Source organism: Rhodococcus sp. 05-2254-5 (assembly GCF_002258575.1).
In the GTDB taxonomy this organism is placed as follows: domain Bacteria; phylum Actinomycetota; class Actinomycetes; order Mycobacteriales; family Mycobacteriaceae; genus Rhodococcoides; species Rhodococcoides fascians.
Window position 1 is genome coordinate 230,835 of sequence record NZ_NOZG01000007.1, and the last position, 14,828, is coordinate 245,662.

The window sequence follows — 14,828 nt, forward strand, 5'->3', positions numbered from 1 at the left end:
CGACTTGTCGGTCAGGGCAACTCGGACATCTCGTGCACGAAATCCAGAGCGATGTCGTGCACTTTGCGATTGGCACGTTGCGACCTCTCGACCAACAAAGCGAACGCCTCGTCGGCAGTGATGCGGTGCACCGCCATCAGGATTCCCTTTGCCTGTTCGATCGGCGCGCGACGCGCCAACGCGTCCTGGAGATCGAGCGGGCCCTCGATCCTCGTCACGTGCGCTGTGCTCATGCATTGATTGTTGCGCACCTGACGTCCATGCAGGTCAAAGACCGAAAGACACGCGGTGAAAGCGACAGACCGTGCCGTAGCCGTTACCGGTGACGTAGCGTTCCGTAACCGCCTCGTTATCAGGCAGCCGGGTTGGCCAGAGGTCTCCCGATCAGAAGTTCGAGGGTGCGGTAGGCATCCGTTCGCCGACCGTTGCTGGCATTGTCGTGATACGCCGCGCCGGCGACGACCACGCCGACCGGAATTCGACCCGACTCGATATCGCGAGCCGTCTGCTCGGCGCAGTTCCGCAACACCGGGCAGTCGGCGCACAGCCGCCATGCCTTCTCTGCGCGTTTGCGTCCGTGCCGAGGAAGTTGTTGCGAGTCGTATGCATCCATGTCTTCGATGCACGCACCCTTGAGGCGCCAGACCTGGTCATCCGTCATCGTCGTGATCCGTTTCGCGTCGTGCCGATCGTTCCACAACGCTTATTCCCCATCCCTGGAGACTCGAAACAACCAAATGCCTTGCGGCGCCGAACACCCGCCGTTGGGCCCAGCAGTTCTGGCCCACCGCTCAGGCAGGACGACGAGCAGCAGACCGAGATATGACGGCCGCCGCCGCGATGGTCACCAGTGCGCCGAGCACGATGGCGGGGCCTTCACCGGGTGCCAGAACGCTGCTCTGCTCCCCGAGAGTCACGGCCGAAACCGGAACGCCCAGTTGGGCGGCCGCGAGTATCCCAAGCCCGACGGGCTGGCCTGTCGCGCGCATCGCGCCGTGCACCGCGATTGCACCCAGACCCAACACGAGCCCCAGCACGATCATGCTCGGGTGGCCACCCAGTGCACGCAGGTCGAGTGACGCGCCGAGCCAGACGAAGTACAGCGGACCCAGGAAACCTTCGGTGATGGCGAACAGCTGTTTCGCCAGACGTCGCGGTTCTCCGATCGCAGCGATGGCCAGTCCGAAGCCGAAGCCGGCCAGCATCACCGACGCATGAGTGTGGACCGCGAGGGCCGCGAGGCCGAACAGCAGAACCAGGTTGAGTCGCAATTCGAGAGCGAACTTACGCTGGGCAGATACATGGTGGATTCGACGGCGCAGTCCGGTGAGGTCGAAGTGTCGCAGTACGAAAAAGATCGCGGTGGCGGCAGCGATGACCGTGATGGATCCGAGCGCGGCCGGAACAGCACGCGGTGGATCGATCACCAGGGGTAGAGCGACGATACAGACTGCGTCGGCGATCGCGATCTGTGGCAGGAAGGACATCAGCCCGGATGTGGCCGTCTTGCTGGATTCGACTATCGGCATGATGACCGCGGCCGAGGACGATGCCATCAACACCGCGTAGAGACCGGGGTGCGGTGGATCGAACGCAGTGGAGACGGCCCAGCCGAGTGCGGTAGCCAGCAGCCCGACGGCCACAGCCCGCGCAGCGCCCACCCGGAGGCCGACCCGCAGTCGAGGATCGCGAATCGGTACCTGACTGCCCGCCACGAACATCACGAGCGCAAACCCGACCTGCGCCAGAAAACTCAGTGTCTGCTCACTCGGATCGATGACGCCGAAGCCTGTGTGACCGATGACAATTCCAGCGACGAGTTCTCCGATGACGACCGGTATCCGAAGCCCACGCGGAAGCGCCAGAAGTGGGCCGAACAAACCCACCGCGGCACACAGGGCGAGCGTCTCGAAGGTCATACGACGCCGCCGACGTCAGGCAGAGTTCAGCGTCGGGTGCATGTTCGGCGGCAGCGCCGACGCAACGAGATCACGAGGGTGCAGCACGCCTTGCTCGGCCATCATCAGTCTCGTCAGCTGCTCGACAACACGCAGCTGCGCCGCCAGAGGGCTGCGCATGAGTTTGCGCTCGTAGTCGATGCGGGCGGACCGATATTCGGTGTCGAGATCGCTCATGTCATTGTCTCCTCGAACGGTGGATGCTCGACGGCTCTACCGCGAGGGGTGGTTTCGCGCCTGCAGGAAGTCTTTCCAGTCGCTGTCCCAACGCCGCATGCGAACTCGATCACCGGCCACGGTGGTGAGATAGACCAGGAATCCGACCAAGACCGCGCCGAGAACCCACACGAACACGGCTGTGGAGGCCCCGTTGATGACGGCACCGACTTCGCTGACGGGCGCACGCGCGAGGGTTCCGTTCGCGTCGCACCAAATCGGAGTGGTCTCACCGATGTGGACGTCCGAGGGAACCTCGGTCGATTCCGAGCGAATCGACCCGTCCGGTGCACTCCATTGCACCGTTGCGACACCGGTGGCGAGCGTGGTGCTGTCGCTGCCGGTACTCGTGGACTGCGCGGTGTCGATCACTCGGGCGTCGACCTGAACGTATTGTGCCCGTTGCTGACGTGACCGCGTCGACAGGTCGCTGTAGGTCACCGAACCGATCGTCGCGGCGACGGGTATCAGCAACAGAAGGACCGCGACACCGACGACGTAGGCCGTTCGTTCGATCCTGTCCGGCAGTCGCATCAGCGGATTGGAACACCAAGGAGTTCGACGCCACCACCGGTGCGCGAGTTCTGCGAGCATGCGGTCACCTACCCCTCACCGCCGTGTGTTCGGCGTCGATTACGAGTCTCCGACGCCGTGCACTCGTAAGTAAGGGCACAAGGTCCCGATACGGCGAGGGCGGTGGACGGTTCAGCCACGAAGTGGAGAGAAGTCCTCGTGGCGGCGGACCATGTGCCCTAGCTCCCGGATTGTTCGGCAGCCACGCTGAGCTCATGATGTCGACTACGCGAGCGCTCACCACGAAAGACCGACGATGGCCGTGGCTGGGCGCAGTGTGCGCCGGAATTTCCATCAACGCTTTCGGGGGCGCGATCGGTTTGGCCTCGGGTGCCATCGATCTGAGCACCGAGGCGCACGCACGACTGCCGCTGTCGAATACGGCGCTCGCCGGCCTCGCGTTGGTTCTGGTCGTCGGAGTGCCGATGGGACTGGCGGCGGCGTCGGCTCTGGCGGGTGGCGGCAAGACCGGCCCCATCGCCCACACGGCGGGCGTACTGCTCGCTGCCTGGATAGTGGTCCAACCGCTTGTGATCGGCGAAACGAGTTGGCTGCAGGGCATGTTCGGCGTACTGGGAGTTCTCGTCGCCCTCCGAGGGTGGCGGATCACGGCGTACACGAACCGCCTCGCACGTCGCATCGCATGAGAATCCTGGTCTCGACCGCCGGACGGCACGGAGCGACGAACTCGCTCGGGCAGGAGATGGCCCGTGTGTTCCGGCACGGGGGAGCCGAGGTCGACGTCTGCGCTCCGGATTCCGTCGTCGATATCAGTGGCTACGACGCCCTGGTCATCGGAAGTGCCGTCTATTCCGATCGGTGGGTCCCCACCGCCAAGCGGCTCGTCGAGCGGGTCTCCAGGTCTGCGCACCCACCCGTGTGGCTGTTCTCATGCGGGCCATTGCATTCGAGCGACCGACCGGTCAACGACGCCGCCGACGCCGCACGCGCGGTATCGATGTTGGATGCATCCTCGCATCGAACATTTACCGGTCGGCTCGACGCGGAACGGCTCTCGGTGGGCGAACGTCAGATCTTCGACAACTCCGGCGCGGTTGCCGGAGACTTCCGAGACTGGGTTCGTGTGTGCAATTGGGCCCGAGAGATCCTTGCCTGTCTCACGGCTGGGACACCGGGCTCGTAACCTTCGTGAACGTGCCTGCACCGACACGCCGAGCGGACGGGCAGACGTGCTCGTGAATCTCTGCCGCCAACTGTGCCACCGATTCGGTCAAGACGGTATTCGCTTCGATCATGTCCTGCAGCAGCGCGGTATTCGAAAGTGTATGTACGGCAACCTCACTGCTCACCGAGTCCGCGCGCTTGGCCGAGATCAGCAGAATGGCGCCCTGCAGTCCTGCGATCATCGACAGGAACAGGTTGAGCAGGATGAAAGGGTACGGATCGAACCCGTCGTTCTGGTTGTACGCGGCCCACAGCGCCATCACGCCCAGGAACAGGAAGACGAACGGCCAGGAGCCCATTCCGTTTCGGACGTAATCCGCCGCACGCTCACCCGTGGTCAGTGCATCACCGGTTCGAACGCCCGGATGTCTTCTCCACAGGTTCATCGTTCGCAAGTCTTCGAATCGGAGGGTGCAGAAGTGTCCATGGTGCCTAGTGTGGCCCCTGATCGCCAGAGTCACCAGGGACGAAAGTCCATGACTGCTGTGCCTTTTGCCTCCCCACGCGCACCTCGGGAGACGTCCCGACCGGTCGATGACTTCCGGCCCTACGTGCCCGCCGCCGCAGCGCCGATCATCGACGGAGTGCATTGCTCGACGGTCGAGAACGGCACCGGTTTCCGATGTTGGAGGAAGTTCACGATGAAAGCAGCTGTTGTCACCGAGTTCGGCGGGCCCCTAATAGTCAAGGACATCCCGATACCGCAGCCCGCGCCCGAACAGGTGCTGGTGAAGATGGAGACGTGCGGTGTGTGTCACACCGATATCCATGCTGCGCAGGGGGATTGGCCGGCCAAGCCGACCTTGCCCTTCGTCCCCGGGCACGAGGGCATCGGAGTGATCGAGGCGGTCGGGTCGCAGGTGTCGAAGGACAGAATCGGTGAGCGAGTCGCCATCGCGTGGCTCGGTTCGGCATGTGGCGAATGCGATCACTGTGTCTCGGGTTGGGAGACGCTGTGCGAGACGCAACAGAACAGTGGCTACTCGATCGACGGTGCGTACGCCGAATACGCTGTCGCCCATGCGAAGTATGTCGTCCATGTTCCCGACGGGATCTCCTCGTTCGACGCTGCCCCACTGACCTGTGCCGGCGTGACCACGTACAAGGCTGTCAAGGTCGGTGGCGTCACCCCGGCGCAGCGCGTGGCCATCTTCGGTGTCGGCGGGCTCGGTCACATGGCGGTGCAGTACGCCAAGATCGCCGGCGGCTTCGTCACCGCGGTCGATATCGAGGACGAAAAACTCGACCTCGCACAAGAACTCGGCGCAGACCACACCGTCAACTCGGCGACGACCGATCCGGTGGAGGCAATTCAGGCGCTCGGTGGAGCCGATGTCGCAATCGTCCTGGCCGTCATCCCCAGTGTGTTCGATCAGGCCTTCCGGTCACTGCGCCGCGGCGGACGGCTGGTGTGCGTGTCGATGCCTGCGCACGGCGTGTTCCCGATCCCGATCTTCGAGACGGTGGTCGGCGGAATCTCGGTCCTCGGCTCGATTGTCGGCACCAGGAAAGATCTTCGTGAGGTGTTCGCATTGCACGAGGCCGGACGAACGACGGTATCGGCGGTGTCGCGCAAACTCGACGAGGTCAACGACTGCTTCGACGACCTGATGGCCGGACGCGTCACCGCTCGTCAGGTCTTGGAGTTCTGAGGGGCTCTCCGATCTCGATGAGTGTTCCCCTTCGGCTCGATTCGCCGTAGGGTTGCTCGAGGGCAGACACGCGCTGGACCAGCGCGTGTGCTCACAAGGAATCGAGCAGTGATGAATGCAGCGATTCAGGTGCAGAATGCGCGCCGCCACTGACGTCGCGTAGACCGACCAGCTCCAGTACGTCGATGATGCGTGTGACCGGGATACGTTGAGTCTGAGCCAGATACAACAAGTGGTCGTATGCGGTCCGGCCCGGGTGGACGGCCTCGGAATCCAGCAAGGTGCCGACCGTGAGTAGTGGGCGGTGCAGCTGCGCGTACTCGACGCCCCCGATCAGTGCGGTGCCCGCGCTGGGGCGATCCAATCCGACGATCAATCGCATCGTGGTGGACTTACCTGATCCGTTGGGTCCGAGAAAGCCTGTGACAGTGCCGGGTTCGACGACGAACGACAGGTCGTCGATGACGAGCTTCCCGCCGTAGCTCTTGCTCAGTGCGCGTACTTCGATGGCGTAGGCGGCGGTGTCCGGTCGGCTCATGGACACAGCGTGCTCGGCTCGGCTCGGCCGTCGTAGGGCATTAGGACCCTCGTGGGTCGACGAACGGCATTGTCCGGTCGGGGACAGTCACATGATGGGCCGGTGGGTGACAGCGGCGAGGCGACCGGGCGACGGCACGACGGTGACCGGGCAGTGCGCTCGCGTCAGCACCGACCGGCTGGTCGATCCGAGCATCATCTCCGCGTAGCCGCCGCGTCCGTGACTACCGATCACCACCAGCTGAGCACCTTGGGCGTGATCGAGAAGTGCCTGCACCGGTTTGTCCTTGACCACCACGGACCGCACCGACACCGTCGGATGGAGTCGAGTGTGCGGCTCGAGCAGCCGCGCCAAGTGATCTGCAGCCGCGCGTCGGTTGTCCGGCCACTCCATTCCTCGAATCGGGAAGCCGATCGACAGATTCGTGTCCGACCAGGAGTGCACCGCAGTCAGTGGTGCCGATCGAACATCCGCCTCCTCGAACGCCGACGTCATTGCGGCAGCGCTCGCCTTGGTGCCGTCCACGCCCACGACCACCGGTTGGCTCGCGTGGTCGATACTGCCGTCGGTCCAGCCACGCACCACGGTGACCGGGCAGCGAGCATGAGTGGTGACGGCGAACCCGATCGAGCCGAGTGACCGCTGCTCGGTGCCACCGAGCCCCCGCGTGGCAATGACCACCATGCGGGCCGTCTCGGACAGTTCGAGCAATGTGGACACCGCAGAGGCCTCGGACGAGACGGTATCGACGGTGACCGTTGCCGTCCCACGAGTCGCAGTCTCCCGGGCCTCGTTCAGAATTCGGTCGGTTTCCGATCTGGCCTGGTGCACCACGGTATCGGGAAGGACGCCCAACCCGGTCAAGACCTTGGGCAGCGACATCGCCGAGACGACAAGGAGATCGGACAGGTGCAGTCGTGCGTCGAGAGCGGCCCAGCGCACCGCGTCCAGAGCCGCCGCCGAACCGTCGACCCCGACGATGGTCGGAAGTGGACCCATCGATTTCCTCCTCGGTCGTGGTGTCGAACATCCATCAGACGCCGCGCACAGCCTCGGGCGCGGCAGGACAACAACACCTGGACCGAGGACTTTGGTCCTCTGTTTCGGTGACGAAAGGTCGGACCACCGCCGCCCGTCCCCCGTAAGCTCACAAGTCGAGGCGTTCGACATGGACGCAGGTAGAGGGGTGTCGACGTGGTCACGGTTTTCTTGGTGGACGATCACGAAATCGTGCGGCGCGGTCTGATCGACCTCATCGACTCCGATCCCGATCTCGAGGTCATCGGCGAGGCAGGCAGTTGCGCGCAGGCGCTGGCCCGAATTCCGGCCCTGCAGCCCGACGTCGCGGTGCTCGACGTGCGGCTACCCGACGGCAACGGCATCGAACTGTGCCGTGAGCTTCTCGATCGACTGCCGAACCTCAAGACCATGATGCTGACCTCGTTCACCGAGGACCAGGCCATGCTCGACGCGATACTCGCGGGCGCGAGCGGCTATGTCGTCAAGGACATCACCGGCATGGAACTGACCCGAGCGATCAAGGACGTCGGTTCCGGCCGGTCGCTGCTCGACAACCGTGCAGCCGCGGCGTTGATGGACAAATTGCGAGCCGGGACGGCGTCATCGGGCCCTATCGATCACCTCACGCCCCAGGAGCGCACCCTGCTGGATCTGCTGGGAGAGGGCCTGACCAACAGACAGATCGCGGCCAGGATGTTCCTGGCGGAGAAGACGGTGAAGAACTACGTGTCTCGGCTGCTCGCCAAGCTCGGGATGGAACGCCGCACCCAAGCTGCGGTGTATGCGTCGAAGCTCGCCGACGGCGATCCGCCTGCCCACCGGAAACCGGGGTCCCGGGATGGATGACCAGCACGGGGAAACCCGGTCTTCGCTACCGCAACTCCGGCTCGGGGAGCTGCTTGCCGAGGTGCAGGATCGTATCGGTCGCATCGCCGATGCGAGGATTCAAGCCGACGGTCTGCTCGACGCGATGCTCGTCATCACCTCGGGACTCGATTTGGAGGTGACGCTGCGTTCGATCGTGGAATCGGCCGTCAAGCTCGTCGACGCCCAGTACGGTGCGCTCGGCGTGCGCGGAGAAGGCCACGGATTGAGTGCGTTCATCAACTACGGCATGGACGAGGACACCCGGGTGGCCATCGGCCCGCTCCCCACCGGCCGCGGGGTACTCGGACTGTTGATCGACCAACCGAAAGTGCTACGTCTGGACGATCTGACATCGCACCCGGAATCGGTGGGTTTCCCGCCCAACCATCCCCCGATGAAAACCTTTCTCGGAGTGCCGATTCGGGTTCGCGACGAGATCTTCGGCAATCTCTATCTCACCGAGAAGAAGGGCGGCAAGCAGTTCACCGAGGACGACGAAGTCGTCACCAAGGCGTTGGCGTCCGCCGCCGGCATCGCCATCGACAACTCGAGGCTGTACGAGGACTCGCGGGTGCGTCAGGCGTGGATGGAGGCAACGCGGGACATCGGCACCGAGCTCCTTTCCGGGACGGACATCGACGAAGTGCTGCAGATGGTGGCGCGTAAGTCGTTGCACCTGACCGGGTCCGATGCGGCGTTCATCGCGGTACCCGAGGACGCAGACCAAGCCTTCGGGGATGTCACGCAACTCGTCGTCACGGTCAGCGAGGGACTCGGGGCCGATCGAATGATCGGGGCAGTCGTTCCGATCGAGGGCTCGAGCTCGGGAGTAGCCTTTCGGCGTCGAACAGCGTTGCGGAAGGAGCGACTCGACTACGGGGTCAAGGAACTGGGCTCTGCTTTCGGACCCGCAATGATTTCACCTTTCCGCGTGGCGGAGGGCGTCAGTGGAGTCCTGGTGGTACTTCGCACAGAGGGGCGGGGACCGTTCGTCGAGACCCAACTAGAACTGGTCTCGAACTTCGCCAACCAGGCCGCGCTGGTGATGCAGATCGCGGACGCCAGCCGGCGAATGCATCAACTCGACGTGTTGTCCGACCGGGATCGTATTGCCCGTGACCTGCACGATCACGTGATTCAGAGGATCTTCGCTGCAGGATTGGCGCTGCAGAGCACCTTGCAGCGCACCGAGTCCCCGGACCTACGGCAGCGTCTGTCCAGAACGATCGACGACCTGCAGGACACGGTGCAGGACATCAGGACGACCATTTTCGACCTGCAGAGCACATCCCACTCCGCAACACGGTTGCGGCAACGTATCAACAGCGCAGTACTCGAACTTACCGAGAACGTCGATATCCGTGCCGTCGTGCGGATGTTCGGACCACTGTCGGTCGTCGACACCAAACTCGCCGATCATGCCGTTGCCGTTGTCCGCGAGACTGTCAGCAACGTCGTTCATCACGCCCAGGGCGACACTGTGACCGTTACTCTGTCGGTGGGGAACGAGCTCGAAATCGTGGTGTCCGACAACGGAATCGGTATGCCCGACAACACCACCACCAGTGGGTTGTCCAACCTGGGGACCCGTGCGGCCGAGTGCGGCGGGACCATGACCGTCTGCCCCGGTGCCTCCGGCAGCGGCACCGATGTGACGTGGGCGGTACCGCTGCCCTGACGGGTCCAGTCGTTGGTCACCTCTTTCGGTGACCTCCGGCCGTTACCGCGAGTGGCAATGAGCTCGTAGCGTTTTCGGTGACGGTGCTGATCCTGCGTCGCACCACCGAGAGGAACCCGATGAACATCTCACACACCACCGGACCCGTTCTGGTCGGAATCGACGGATCGACGGCCGCGCTCGATGCAGTGCGCTTCGCTGTGCGTGAGGCGCGAGGCCGCGGAACATCGCTGCGACTGGTACATGTGATCGAACCCCAGATGCAGCGCGAAACGGTATACGGGGCACCCGACGTGGACGGTGACTATGCGCGCACCGTCTTGGACCAGGCCGCGATCATAGCGCGGGCGAGCGACCCGACCGTCATCGTGGAAGCTGTTGTTCTACAGGGTGTCCCGGAAACGGTGATGCTGTCCGAAGCAGCGTCTGCGTGCCTGATCGTATTGGGTGCCAAGACCGAGAATTCGATCGCTGCGCGGGTTCTCGGATCCATGGTGCGCACGGTGGTCGAATGCTCACCGAACCCCGTGGCCGTTGTGCACACCTTCGATTCCGAGCGCGACGGCGCGGTCGTCGCCGCTCTGGGAGACGTGAAGGTTTCGGCATCGGATCTCGTTGTGGCGCAGGCATTCCACGAAGCGTCGATGCGCGGGGCGAGCGTGTTGGCCGTGCACACCCAGACTGTCTCGACCATTCTGGCCAGCGCCATCGGCGGTCCGGTCGATCATCTGCACCCCGAGTCGGCAATGGACGTCCGGTTGGAACCCTTCAGCGCCGACTATCCTTCGGTGCGGGTGGCGTCGGTCTACGCCGAGGCCGATTCGGGATCGGAACTCGTCGCGGTGTCCGATACTGCACAGCTGCTGGTGGTGGGGCACGAGCGCGATCGCGTGCCGGGAAGCACGTTGACGAAAGTCCTGCGGCACGCCGAATGCCCCGTCCTCGTTGTGCCGCACGCATGAGTACCGTGAACGCGAGGGCGATCGTCGTCGGCGTCGACGGATCCGGTTCGTCACTCGACGCGGTCGGCTGGGCCGCACGCGAAGCCGAATTACGCGGAGCACCGTTGAAGCTGGTGTCCGCGTACCAAATCAGGGCCCTCTACACCAGTTTCGTCGCACTCCCGTCGCACCTCGGCTCCGAGGAGAATGCACGTGCGGATTCGATTCTGACGTCGGCATCCCTCGTCGCGCGGCGGTCGGTCGAGAAACCCGACGCGCTGACGATCATGATCGAACCGATTGTCGGACCGACTGTTCAGGCGCTGATCGATGAGTCCGCCACCGCGTCGATGATGGTGGTCGGCTCACGCGGCAACGGCGAGTACTTCGCCGAGCTGCTCGGCTCTGTGAGCACGGCGGTGGCTGTGCAGGCGCGCTGTCCGGTAGTCATCGTGCCGCGCAGCGTGGAGTTGCATTCGGCACGGGGACCGGTCGTCCTCGGGGTCGACGCCTCGGCGCACAACCAGGAGGCCGTCCGGCTGGCCTTCGAGGAGGCCTCGCTTCGGGGCACTGGCCTTGTTGCAGTCCACGTGTCGACGGACCGACTCGTCTCGTCACCCGACGCGTCGACGTCGGACAAGTCCGAGGCAATCGTGTCCAACGGCCGAACCGTGTTGGCCGAAAACCTGTCCGGGTGGAGCGAGCTGTATCCCGACGTGGTGGTGAAGCAGACAGTGCTGCGCGGCGACGTCGTCGAACGCATCCTGGGCGCGGCGGTGCGCGCAGAGGCCGTGGTGGTCGGTTCGAGCGGACGCACCGGTTTCAGTGGCCAGCTGCTCGGATCCACCGTTCGGTCTCTGGCCCACCGCGTCGACTGTCCGCTGATCATCGCTCGCGGTTAGCAACCGATCCGTCACGACCACCGCCATTCGCGAATCTCGGGTAGATCCTCGAAGTGTTTCCGGATGTAGGCGTCGTGCCGGGTCAGTTGGTCCCGGCAGTGCTGCCGCAGTTCCTCGGCACCGGCCGGCGCCGTGTGTGCTCGGTCGAGTGCTTCGATCGCCAGGTGGTAGCGACTGATCTTGTTGAGCACCACCATGTCGAACGGTGTTGTGGTAGTGCCTTGTTCGATGAAGCCGCGGACGTGGAATCTCTGCGCGTTCGGGCGGCCGTGCAGCAGCTGGTGCACCGCCCGGGGGTAGCCGTGGAAAGCGAAGACGATATCGACCGACTCGGTGAACAGATCGGCGAACTGATCCTCCGAGAACCCGTGTGGATGATCGGCGACGGGTAGCAGCGCCATCAGGTCGATGACGTTGACCACGCGCACCTTCAGCTCGGGTGTCCAGTTACGCAACAGGTCCGCTGCAGCGAGAGTCTCCTCGGTCGGAACGTCGCCGGCGCAGGCCAGGACTATCTCGGGGTCGCCTGGTGTGTCGGTGTTCTCGGTACCGGCCCAGTCCCACCGTGAGGCACCGGCTGCTGCGTGTGCGCGAGCCTCGGTGAGCGTCAGGTATTGGGGATGGCTCTGTTTGTCGACCACCAGCACGTTGACGTGTCCGCGGCTGCGAAAGCAGTGGTCGGCAACGGCGAGAAGAGTATTGGAGTCCGGTGGCAGCCACACACGCACCACATCGGCTGCCAGAGGGATCACCGCGTCGATCAGTCCGGGCCCCTGATGACTGAACCCGTTGTGGTCGTTGCGCCAGCACGTGCTGGTGAGCAGCACGTTCAACGAGGCGACGGGTGCTCGCCAGGCCAGAGTGGCCGCATGCTGCAGCCACTTGGTGTGCTGGATCAGCATCGACACGCTCACCATCGCGAACGCCTCGTAGCTCGCGAACAATCCGTGTCGGCCCGACAACAGGTACGCCTCGAGCCAGCCCTCACACAGATGCTCACTGAGCACCTCCATGACGCGGCCGTCGGCGGCCAGGTTGTCGTCGAACTCGGTGGTCGGCAGCTGCCAGCATCGGTCGGTGGCCTCGAACACGGCCTGCAGACGGTTGCTGGCGGTCTCGTCGGGGCAGAACAGGCGGAAAGTGCCACCGCCGTCGGGTCGTGCGTTGTCGAGGTAGATATCCCGCATCATCTCCCCGAGTACGGTGGTCGTCTCGTGCGAGATGCGTCCCGGGGAGTCGATCGTCAGAGCGTAGTTCTCGAGCTCACGAATGACCAAAGGTTGCAACAGCACACCGCCGTTGGCGTGGGGAGTGGCCCCGAGCCTCTTATCGCCCGTCGGAGTGAGTTCACGGATGTGCGCCGCGGGTACGCCGTTGTCGTCGAAGAGTGATCCGGGATCGTAGGAGAGCAACCACTGCTCGAGCTGCGCCAGATGCGACGGGTTCTCGCGGACGCCGGACAGCGGGACCTGGTGGGCCCAGTGCGTTCCCTCGATCAGCTTGCCGTCGACCTCGTGTGGCCCGGTCCAGCCCTTCGGGGTACGCAAGACGATTGCAGGCCATGCACTTCCGTGGTGCGACTCGCCGCCGCGGGCCGCACGCTGGATTCTCCGAATATCGTCGTGGGCGCGGCCGAGAGCGAACTGTAAGGCCGGGAACACCTCTCGCGGATCGTCGCCCTCGACGAAGATCGGTGCCCAACCCTGACCGCCGAGGTAGTCGGCAATCGCTTGATCGGTGCTGCGCCCGAGCACTGTCGGGCCGGAGATCTTGGCATCGTTGAGATGCAGAATGGGCAGCACTGCGCCGTCACGAACCGGGTTCAGGAACGCCGGGATCTTCCACGAACCCGACAGCGGACCGGTTTCGGCCTCCCCGTCGCCGACGACACAGGCGACCACCAGATCGGGGTTGTCGAACGCCGCGCCCGCTGCGTGGATCAGGGCATACCCCAGCTCGCCACCCTCGTGGATACTGCCGGGGGTCTGCACGCTCACATGGCTCGGAATGCCACCGGGAGTGGAGAATTGGCGACACAGTCGACGCACACCGTCGCTGTCGAGCGAGATGTCGGGATAGATCTCGCTGTACGTGCCTTCGAGATAGGTGTTCGCGACCAACGCCGGGCCACCATGACCGGGACCGGTGACATACAGCCAATCCGAACCGGTTCGGCAGATGAGGCGATTGAGCAGCGTGTAGATCATCGACAGACCGGGGCTGGTGCCCCAGTGCCCGAGCAGTCGGGGCTTGATGTGTTCCACCGTCAGTGGTTGCCGTAGCAATACATTGTCCTGCAGGTAGATCTGGGCGACCGTGAGGTAGTTCGCGGCAGCCCAGTAGCGCAGATCGGCGTCGAGTTCATCGGAGCTGTAGGTGGTCTCGGTGGTGGACGCGGTCATCGGTTCGTGGGTACGACAACGACGGGGACATCGACCGCATGCAGCAGTGCGCGGGAGGTCGATCCGAGCAGCATCGAGGCGAAGCCGCCCCGGCCGCGGCTGCCGACCACGATCAGCTGCGCGCTCTCGGAGGCGCGGACCAGTTCGCGAACGGGTCTGTCCTGAACCACCACCCGGCGGATGGTGACGTCGGGGTAGTCCTCCGACCACCCGGCCAGGCTCTCGGCCAGCGAAGTCTTCTCTGCCAGTTCGGAATCGGCCCACGGACCTTCTTCGTCGCGGGTCAGCACGCTCCCGAGCTCGAGGTCGCTCCACGCGTGTACGGCAACGAGGTCGACACCTCGCATCGACGCCTCGCGCAACGCGAATCCGATGGCCGGCTGGCTGTTGGACGTGCAATCCACACCCACGACCACCGGCCCGTCGCTGACCGTGTTCGACTTGATCACTGCAACAGGGCACTTGGCGTGTGACACGACGGCGGTACTGACCGACCCGACCAATCCACCGGTGAACTCACCGAGCCCCCTCGAACCGACGACGATCAAGGCAGGCGCGACGTCGAAGTGCGTCAGATTGCGTGCAGCCGAGCCATGTTCGAGACGAGTGTCGAGAATCAGCGAATTGCCTGCCGCGGTCTTGTGCGCAACGTCGACCGCAGCGGTCAGGACCCGCTTGGCCTCGACGTCCGGATCTGCGAACGCGCCGATCCGGAGGCTGATGGCATCGCCGTAGGTTCCCGGCGCGAACAGTGACGACGTGACCAACTCGAGCGGGGCGTGGCGTCGTATCGCCTCGCGCGTTGCCCAACGGACCGCGTCGAGCGATGTGGCAGATCCGTCGACTCCGACGACGACCCGACTCGATGCATTCATGTTGTATTCCCGTTCGTTGAC

17 protein-coding genes are annotated in these 14,828 nt (G+C 64.3%); 7 read left to right on the top strand and 10 right to left on the bottom strand.

Annotation, left to right across the window (positions count from 1 at the left end):
- Window positions 1-11: 11 nt before the first annotated feature.
- From CH278_RS27910 to CH278_RS06445, 5 genes are all read right to left on the bottom strand, one after another.
- Window positions 12-233: an ANTAR domain-containing protein gene (locus tag CH278_RS27910; protein WP_032406160.1), complete on the bottom strand. Its 222-nt coding sequence runs from the start codon at window positions 231-233 to the stop codon at window positions 12-14.
- A gap of 119 nt (window positions 234-352) precedes the next feature.
- A complete protein-coding gene (locus CH278_RS27915) occupies window positions 353-661 on the bottom strand; it encodes a WhiB family transcriptional regulator (protein ID WP_135043299.1) in 309 nt (102 codons plus the stop codon).
- A 130-nt stretch (window positions 662-791) separates the two neighbouring features.
- Entirely contained in the window at window positions 792-1,919 is a 1,128-nt protein-coding gene (locus tag CH278_RS06435) for a cation:proton antiporter (protein ID WP_094621474.1), read from the bottom strand.
- A 15-nt stretch (window positions 1,920-1,934) separates the two neighbouring features.
- On the bottom strand, window positions 1,935-2,135 hold the full coding sequence (locus CH278_RS06440) for a hypothetical protein (protein ID WP_057473546.1): 201 nt from the start codon (window positions 2,133-2,135) through the stop codon (window positions 1,935-1,937).
- A 36-nt stretch (window positions 2,136-2,171) separates the two neighbouring features.
- A complete protein-coding gene (locus CH278_RS06445; RefSeq protein WP_057473547.1) occupies window positions 2,172-2,768 on the bottom strand; it encodes an Rv1733c family protein in 597 nt (198 codons plus the stop codon).
- Window positions 2,769-2,962: 194 nt separating this feature from the next.
- On the opposite strand from CH278_RS06445, the gene CH278_RS27385 reads away from it, so the two are divergent.
- Both CH278_RS27385 and CH278_RS27390 read left to right on the top strand, forming a co-directional pair.
- A complete protein-coding gene (locus CH278_RS27385; RefSeq protein WP_032371842.1) occupies window positions 2,963-3,394 on the top strand; it encodes a hypothetical protein in 432 nt (143 codons plus the stop codon).
- Window positions 3,391-3,891: a flavodoxin domain-containing protein gene (locus CH278_RS27390; protein WP_179274467.1), complete on the top strand. Its 501-nt coding sequence runs from the start codon at window positions 3,391-3,393 to the stop codon at window positions 3,889-3,891. The genes CH278_RS27385 and CH278_RS27390 overlap by 4 nt, the downstream gene beginning before the upstream one ends.
- Here the strand turns inward: CH278_RS27390 and CH278_RS06455 are convergent.
- Window positions 3,866-4,318, bottom strand: a complete 453-nt coding sequence (locus tag CH278_RS06455) for a DUF1003 domain-containing protein (RefSeq protein ID WP_027495572.1) — start codon at window positions 4,316-4,318, stop codon at window positions 3,866-3,868. The genes CH278_RS27390 and CH278_RS06455 overlap by 26 nt on opposite strands.
- A gap of 90 nt (window positions 4,319-4,408) precedes the next feature.
- On the opposite strand from CH278_RS06455, the gene adhP reads away from it, so the two are divergent.
- Window positions 4,409-5,584: an alcohol dehydrogenase AdhP gene (gene adhP / locus CH278_RS06460; RefSeq protein ID WP_256993732.1), complete on the top strand. Its 1,176-nt coding sequence runs from the start codon at window positions 4,409-4,411 to the stop codon at window positions 5,582-5,584.
- A 91-nt stretch (window positions 5,585-5,675) separates the two neighbouring features.
- Here adhP and CH278_RS06465 read toward each other — a convergent pair whose 3' ends face one another.
- Window positions 5,676-6,122, bottom strand: a complete 447-nt coding sequence (locus tag CH278_RS06465) for an ATP-binding cassette domain-containing protein (protein ID WP_094621476.1) — start codon at window positions 6,120-6,122, stop codon at window positions 5,676-5,678.
- Window positions 6,123-6,209: 87 nt separating this feature from the next.
- The gene (locus CH278_RS06470) at window positions 6,210-7,121 is read right to left on the bottom strand and encodes a universal stress protein (protein WP_179274468.1); all 912 of its coding nucleotides are present in this window, start codon (window positions 7,119-7,121) and stop codon (window positions 6,210-6,212) included.
- A gap of 195 nt (window positions 7,122-7,316) precedes the next feature.
- Between CH278_RS06470 and CH278_RS06475 the strand changes: the two genes are divergently transcribed.
- The 4 genes from CH278_RS06475 (at window position 7,317) to CH278_RS06490 (ending at window position 11,530) form a co-directional block, all read left to right on the top strand.
- Window positions 7,317-7,988: a response regulator gene (locus CH278_RS06475; protein WP_027495581.1), complete on the top strand. Its 672-nt coding sequence runs from the start codon at window positions 7,317-7,319 to the stop codon at window positions 7,986-7,988.
- Window positions 7,981-9,687 (top strand): GAF domain-containing sensor histidine kinase, encoded by a 1,707-nt coding sequence (locus CH278_RS06480; protein WP_094621478.1) that lies wholly within the window; start codon window positions 7,981-7,983, stop codon window positions 9,685-9,687. Before CH278_RS06475 ends, CH278_RS06480 begins: the two co-directional genes overlap by 8 nt.
- Window positions 9,688-9,806: 119 nt before the next feature.
- Window positions 9,807-10,649 carry a universal stress protein gene (locus tag CH278_RS06485; protein WP_143536220.1) on the top strand — a complete coding sequence of 281 codons (843 nt, stop codon included), beginning with the start codon at window positions 9,807-9,809 and terminating at the stop codon, window positions 10,647-10,649.
- The gene (locus CH278_RS06490) at window positions 10,646-11,530 is read left to right on the top strand and encodes a universal stress protein (protein ID WP_179274469.1); all 885 of its coding nucleotides are present in this window, start codon (window positions 10,646-10,648) and stop codon (window positions 11,528-11,530) included. The genes CH278_RS06485 and CH278_RS06490 overlap by 4 nt, the downstream gene beginning before the upstream one ends.
- Window positions 11,531-11,541: 11 nt before the next feature.
- Here the strand turns inward: CH278_RS06490 and CH278_RS06495 are convergent, their stop codons facing one another.
- Together CH278_RS06495 and CH278_RS06500 are read right to left on the bottom strand one after the other, a co-directional pair.
- Window positions 11,542-13,932: a phosphoketolase family protein gene (locus CH278_RS06495; protein ID WP_094621481.1), complete on the bottom strand. Its 2,391-nt coding sequence runs from the start codon at window positions 13,930-13,932 to the stop codon at window positions 11,542-11,544.
- Complete coding sequence (locus tag CH278_RS06500; protein WP_094621692.1) at window positions 13,929-14,807, bottom strand: universal stress protein; 879 nt, start codon at window positions 14,805-14,807, stop codon at window positions 13,929-13,931. The genes CH278_RS06495 and CH278_RS06500 overlap by 4 nt, the downstream gene beginning before the upstream one ends.
- Window positions 14,808-14,828: the final 21 nt, after the last annotated feature.

Bases quoted from the DNA above. Each gene is read 5' to 3' on its own strand.
- CH278_RS06465 (WP_094621476.1), bottom strand. From the start codon at position 6,122: ATGAGCCGACCGGACACCGCCGCCTACGCCATCGAAGTACGCGCACTG.
- CH278_RS06470 (WP_179274468.1), bottom strand. From the start codon at position 7,121: ATGGGTCCACTTCCGACCATCGTCGGGGTCGACGGTTCGGCGGCGGCT.
- CH278_RS27910 (WP_032406160.1), bottom strand. From the start codon at position 233: ATGAGCACAGCGCACGTGACGAGGATCGAGGGCCCGCTCGATCTCCAG.
- CH278_RS27385 (WP_032371842.1), top strand. From the start codon at position 2,963: ATGATGTCGACTACGCGAGCGCTCACCACGAAAGACCGACGATGGCCG.
- CH278_RS06435 (WP_094621474.1), bottom strand. From the start codon at position 1,919: ATGACCTTCGAGACGCTCGCCCTGTGTGCCGCGGTGGGTTTGTTCGGC.
- CH278_RS06490 (WP_179274469.1), top strand. From the start codon at position 10,646: ATGAGTACCGTGAACGCGAGGGCGATCGTCGTCGGCGTCGACGGATCC.
- adhP (WP_256993732.1), top strand. From the start codon at position 4,409: ATGACTGCTGTGCCTTTTGCCTCCCCACGCGCACCTCGGGAGACGTCC.
- CH278_RS06440 (WP_057473546.1), bottom strand. From the start codon at position 2,135: ATGAGCGATCTCGACACCGAATATCGGTCCGCCCGCATCGACTACGAG.
- CH278_RS06485 (WP_143536220.1), top strand. From the start codon at position 9,807: ATGAACATCTCACACACCACCGGACCCGTTCTGGTCGGAATCGACGGA.
- CH278_RS27915 (WP_135043299.1), bottom strand. From the start codon at position 661: ATGACGGATGACCAGGTCTGGCGCCTCAAGGGTGCGTGCATCGAAGAC.
- CH278_RS06455 (WP_027495572.1), bottom strand. From the start codon at position 4,318: ATGAACCTGTGGAGAAGACATCCGGGCGTTCGAACCGGTGATGCACTG.
- CH278_RS06480 (WP_094621478.1), top strand. From the start codon at position 7,981: ATGGATGACCAGCACGGGGAAACCCGGTCTTCGCTACCGCAACTCCGG.
- CH278_RS06500 (WP_094621692.1), bottom strand. From the start codon at position 14,807: ATGAATGCATCGAGTCGGGTCGTCGTCGGAGTCGACGGATCTGCCACA.
- CH278_RS27390 (WP_179274467.1), top strand. From the start codon at position 3,391: ATGAGAATCCTGGTCTCGACCGCCGGACGGCACGGAGCGACGAACTCG.
- CH278_RS06495 (WP_094621481.1), bottom strand. From the start codon at position 13,932: ATGACCGCGTCCACCACCGAGACCACCTACAGCTCCGATGAACTCGAC.
- CH278_RS06445 (WP_057473547.1), bottom strand. From the start codon at position 2,768: ATGCTCGCAGAACTCGCGCACCGGTGGTGGCGTCGAACTCCTTGGTGT.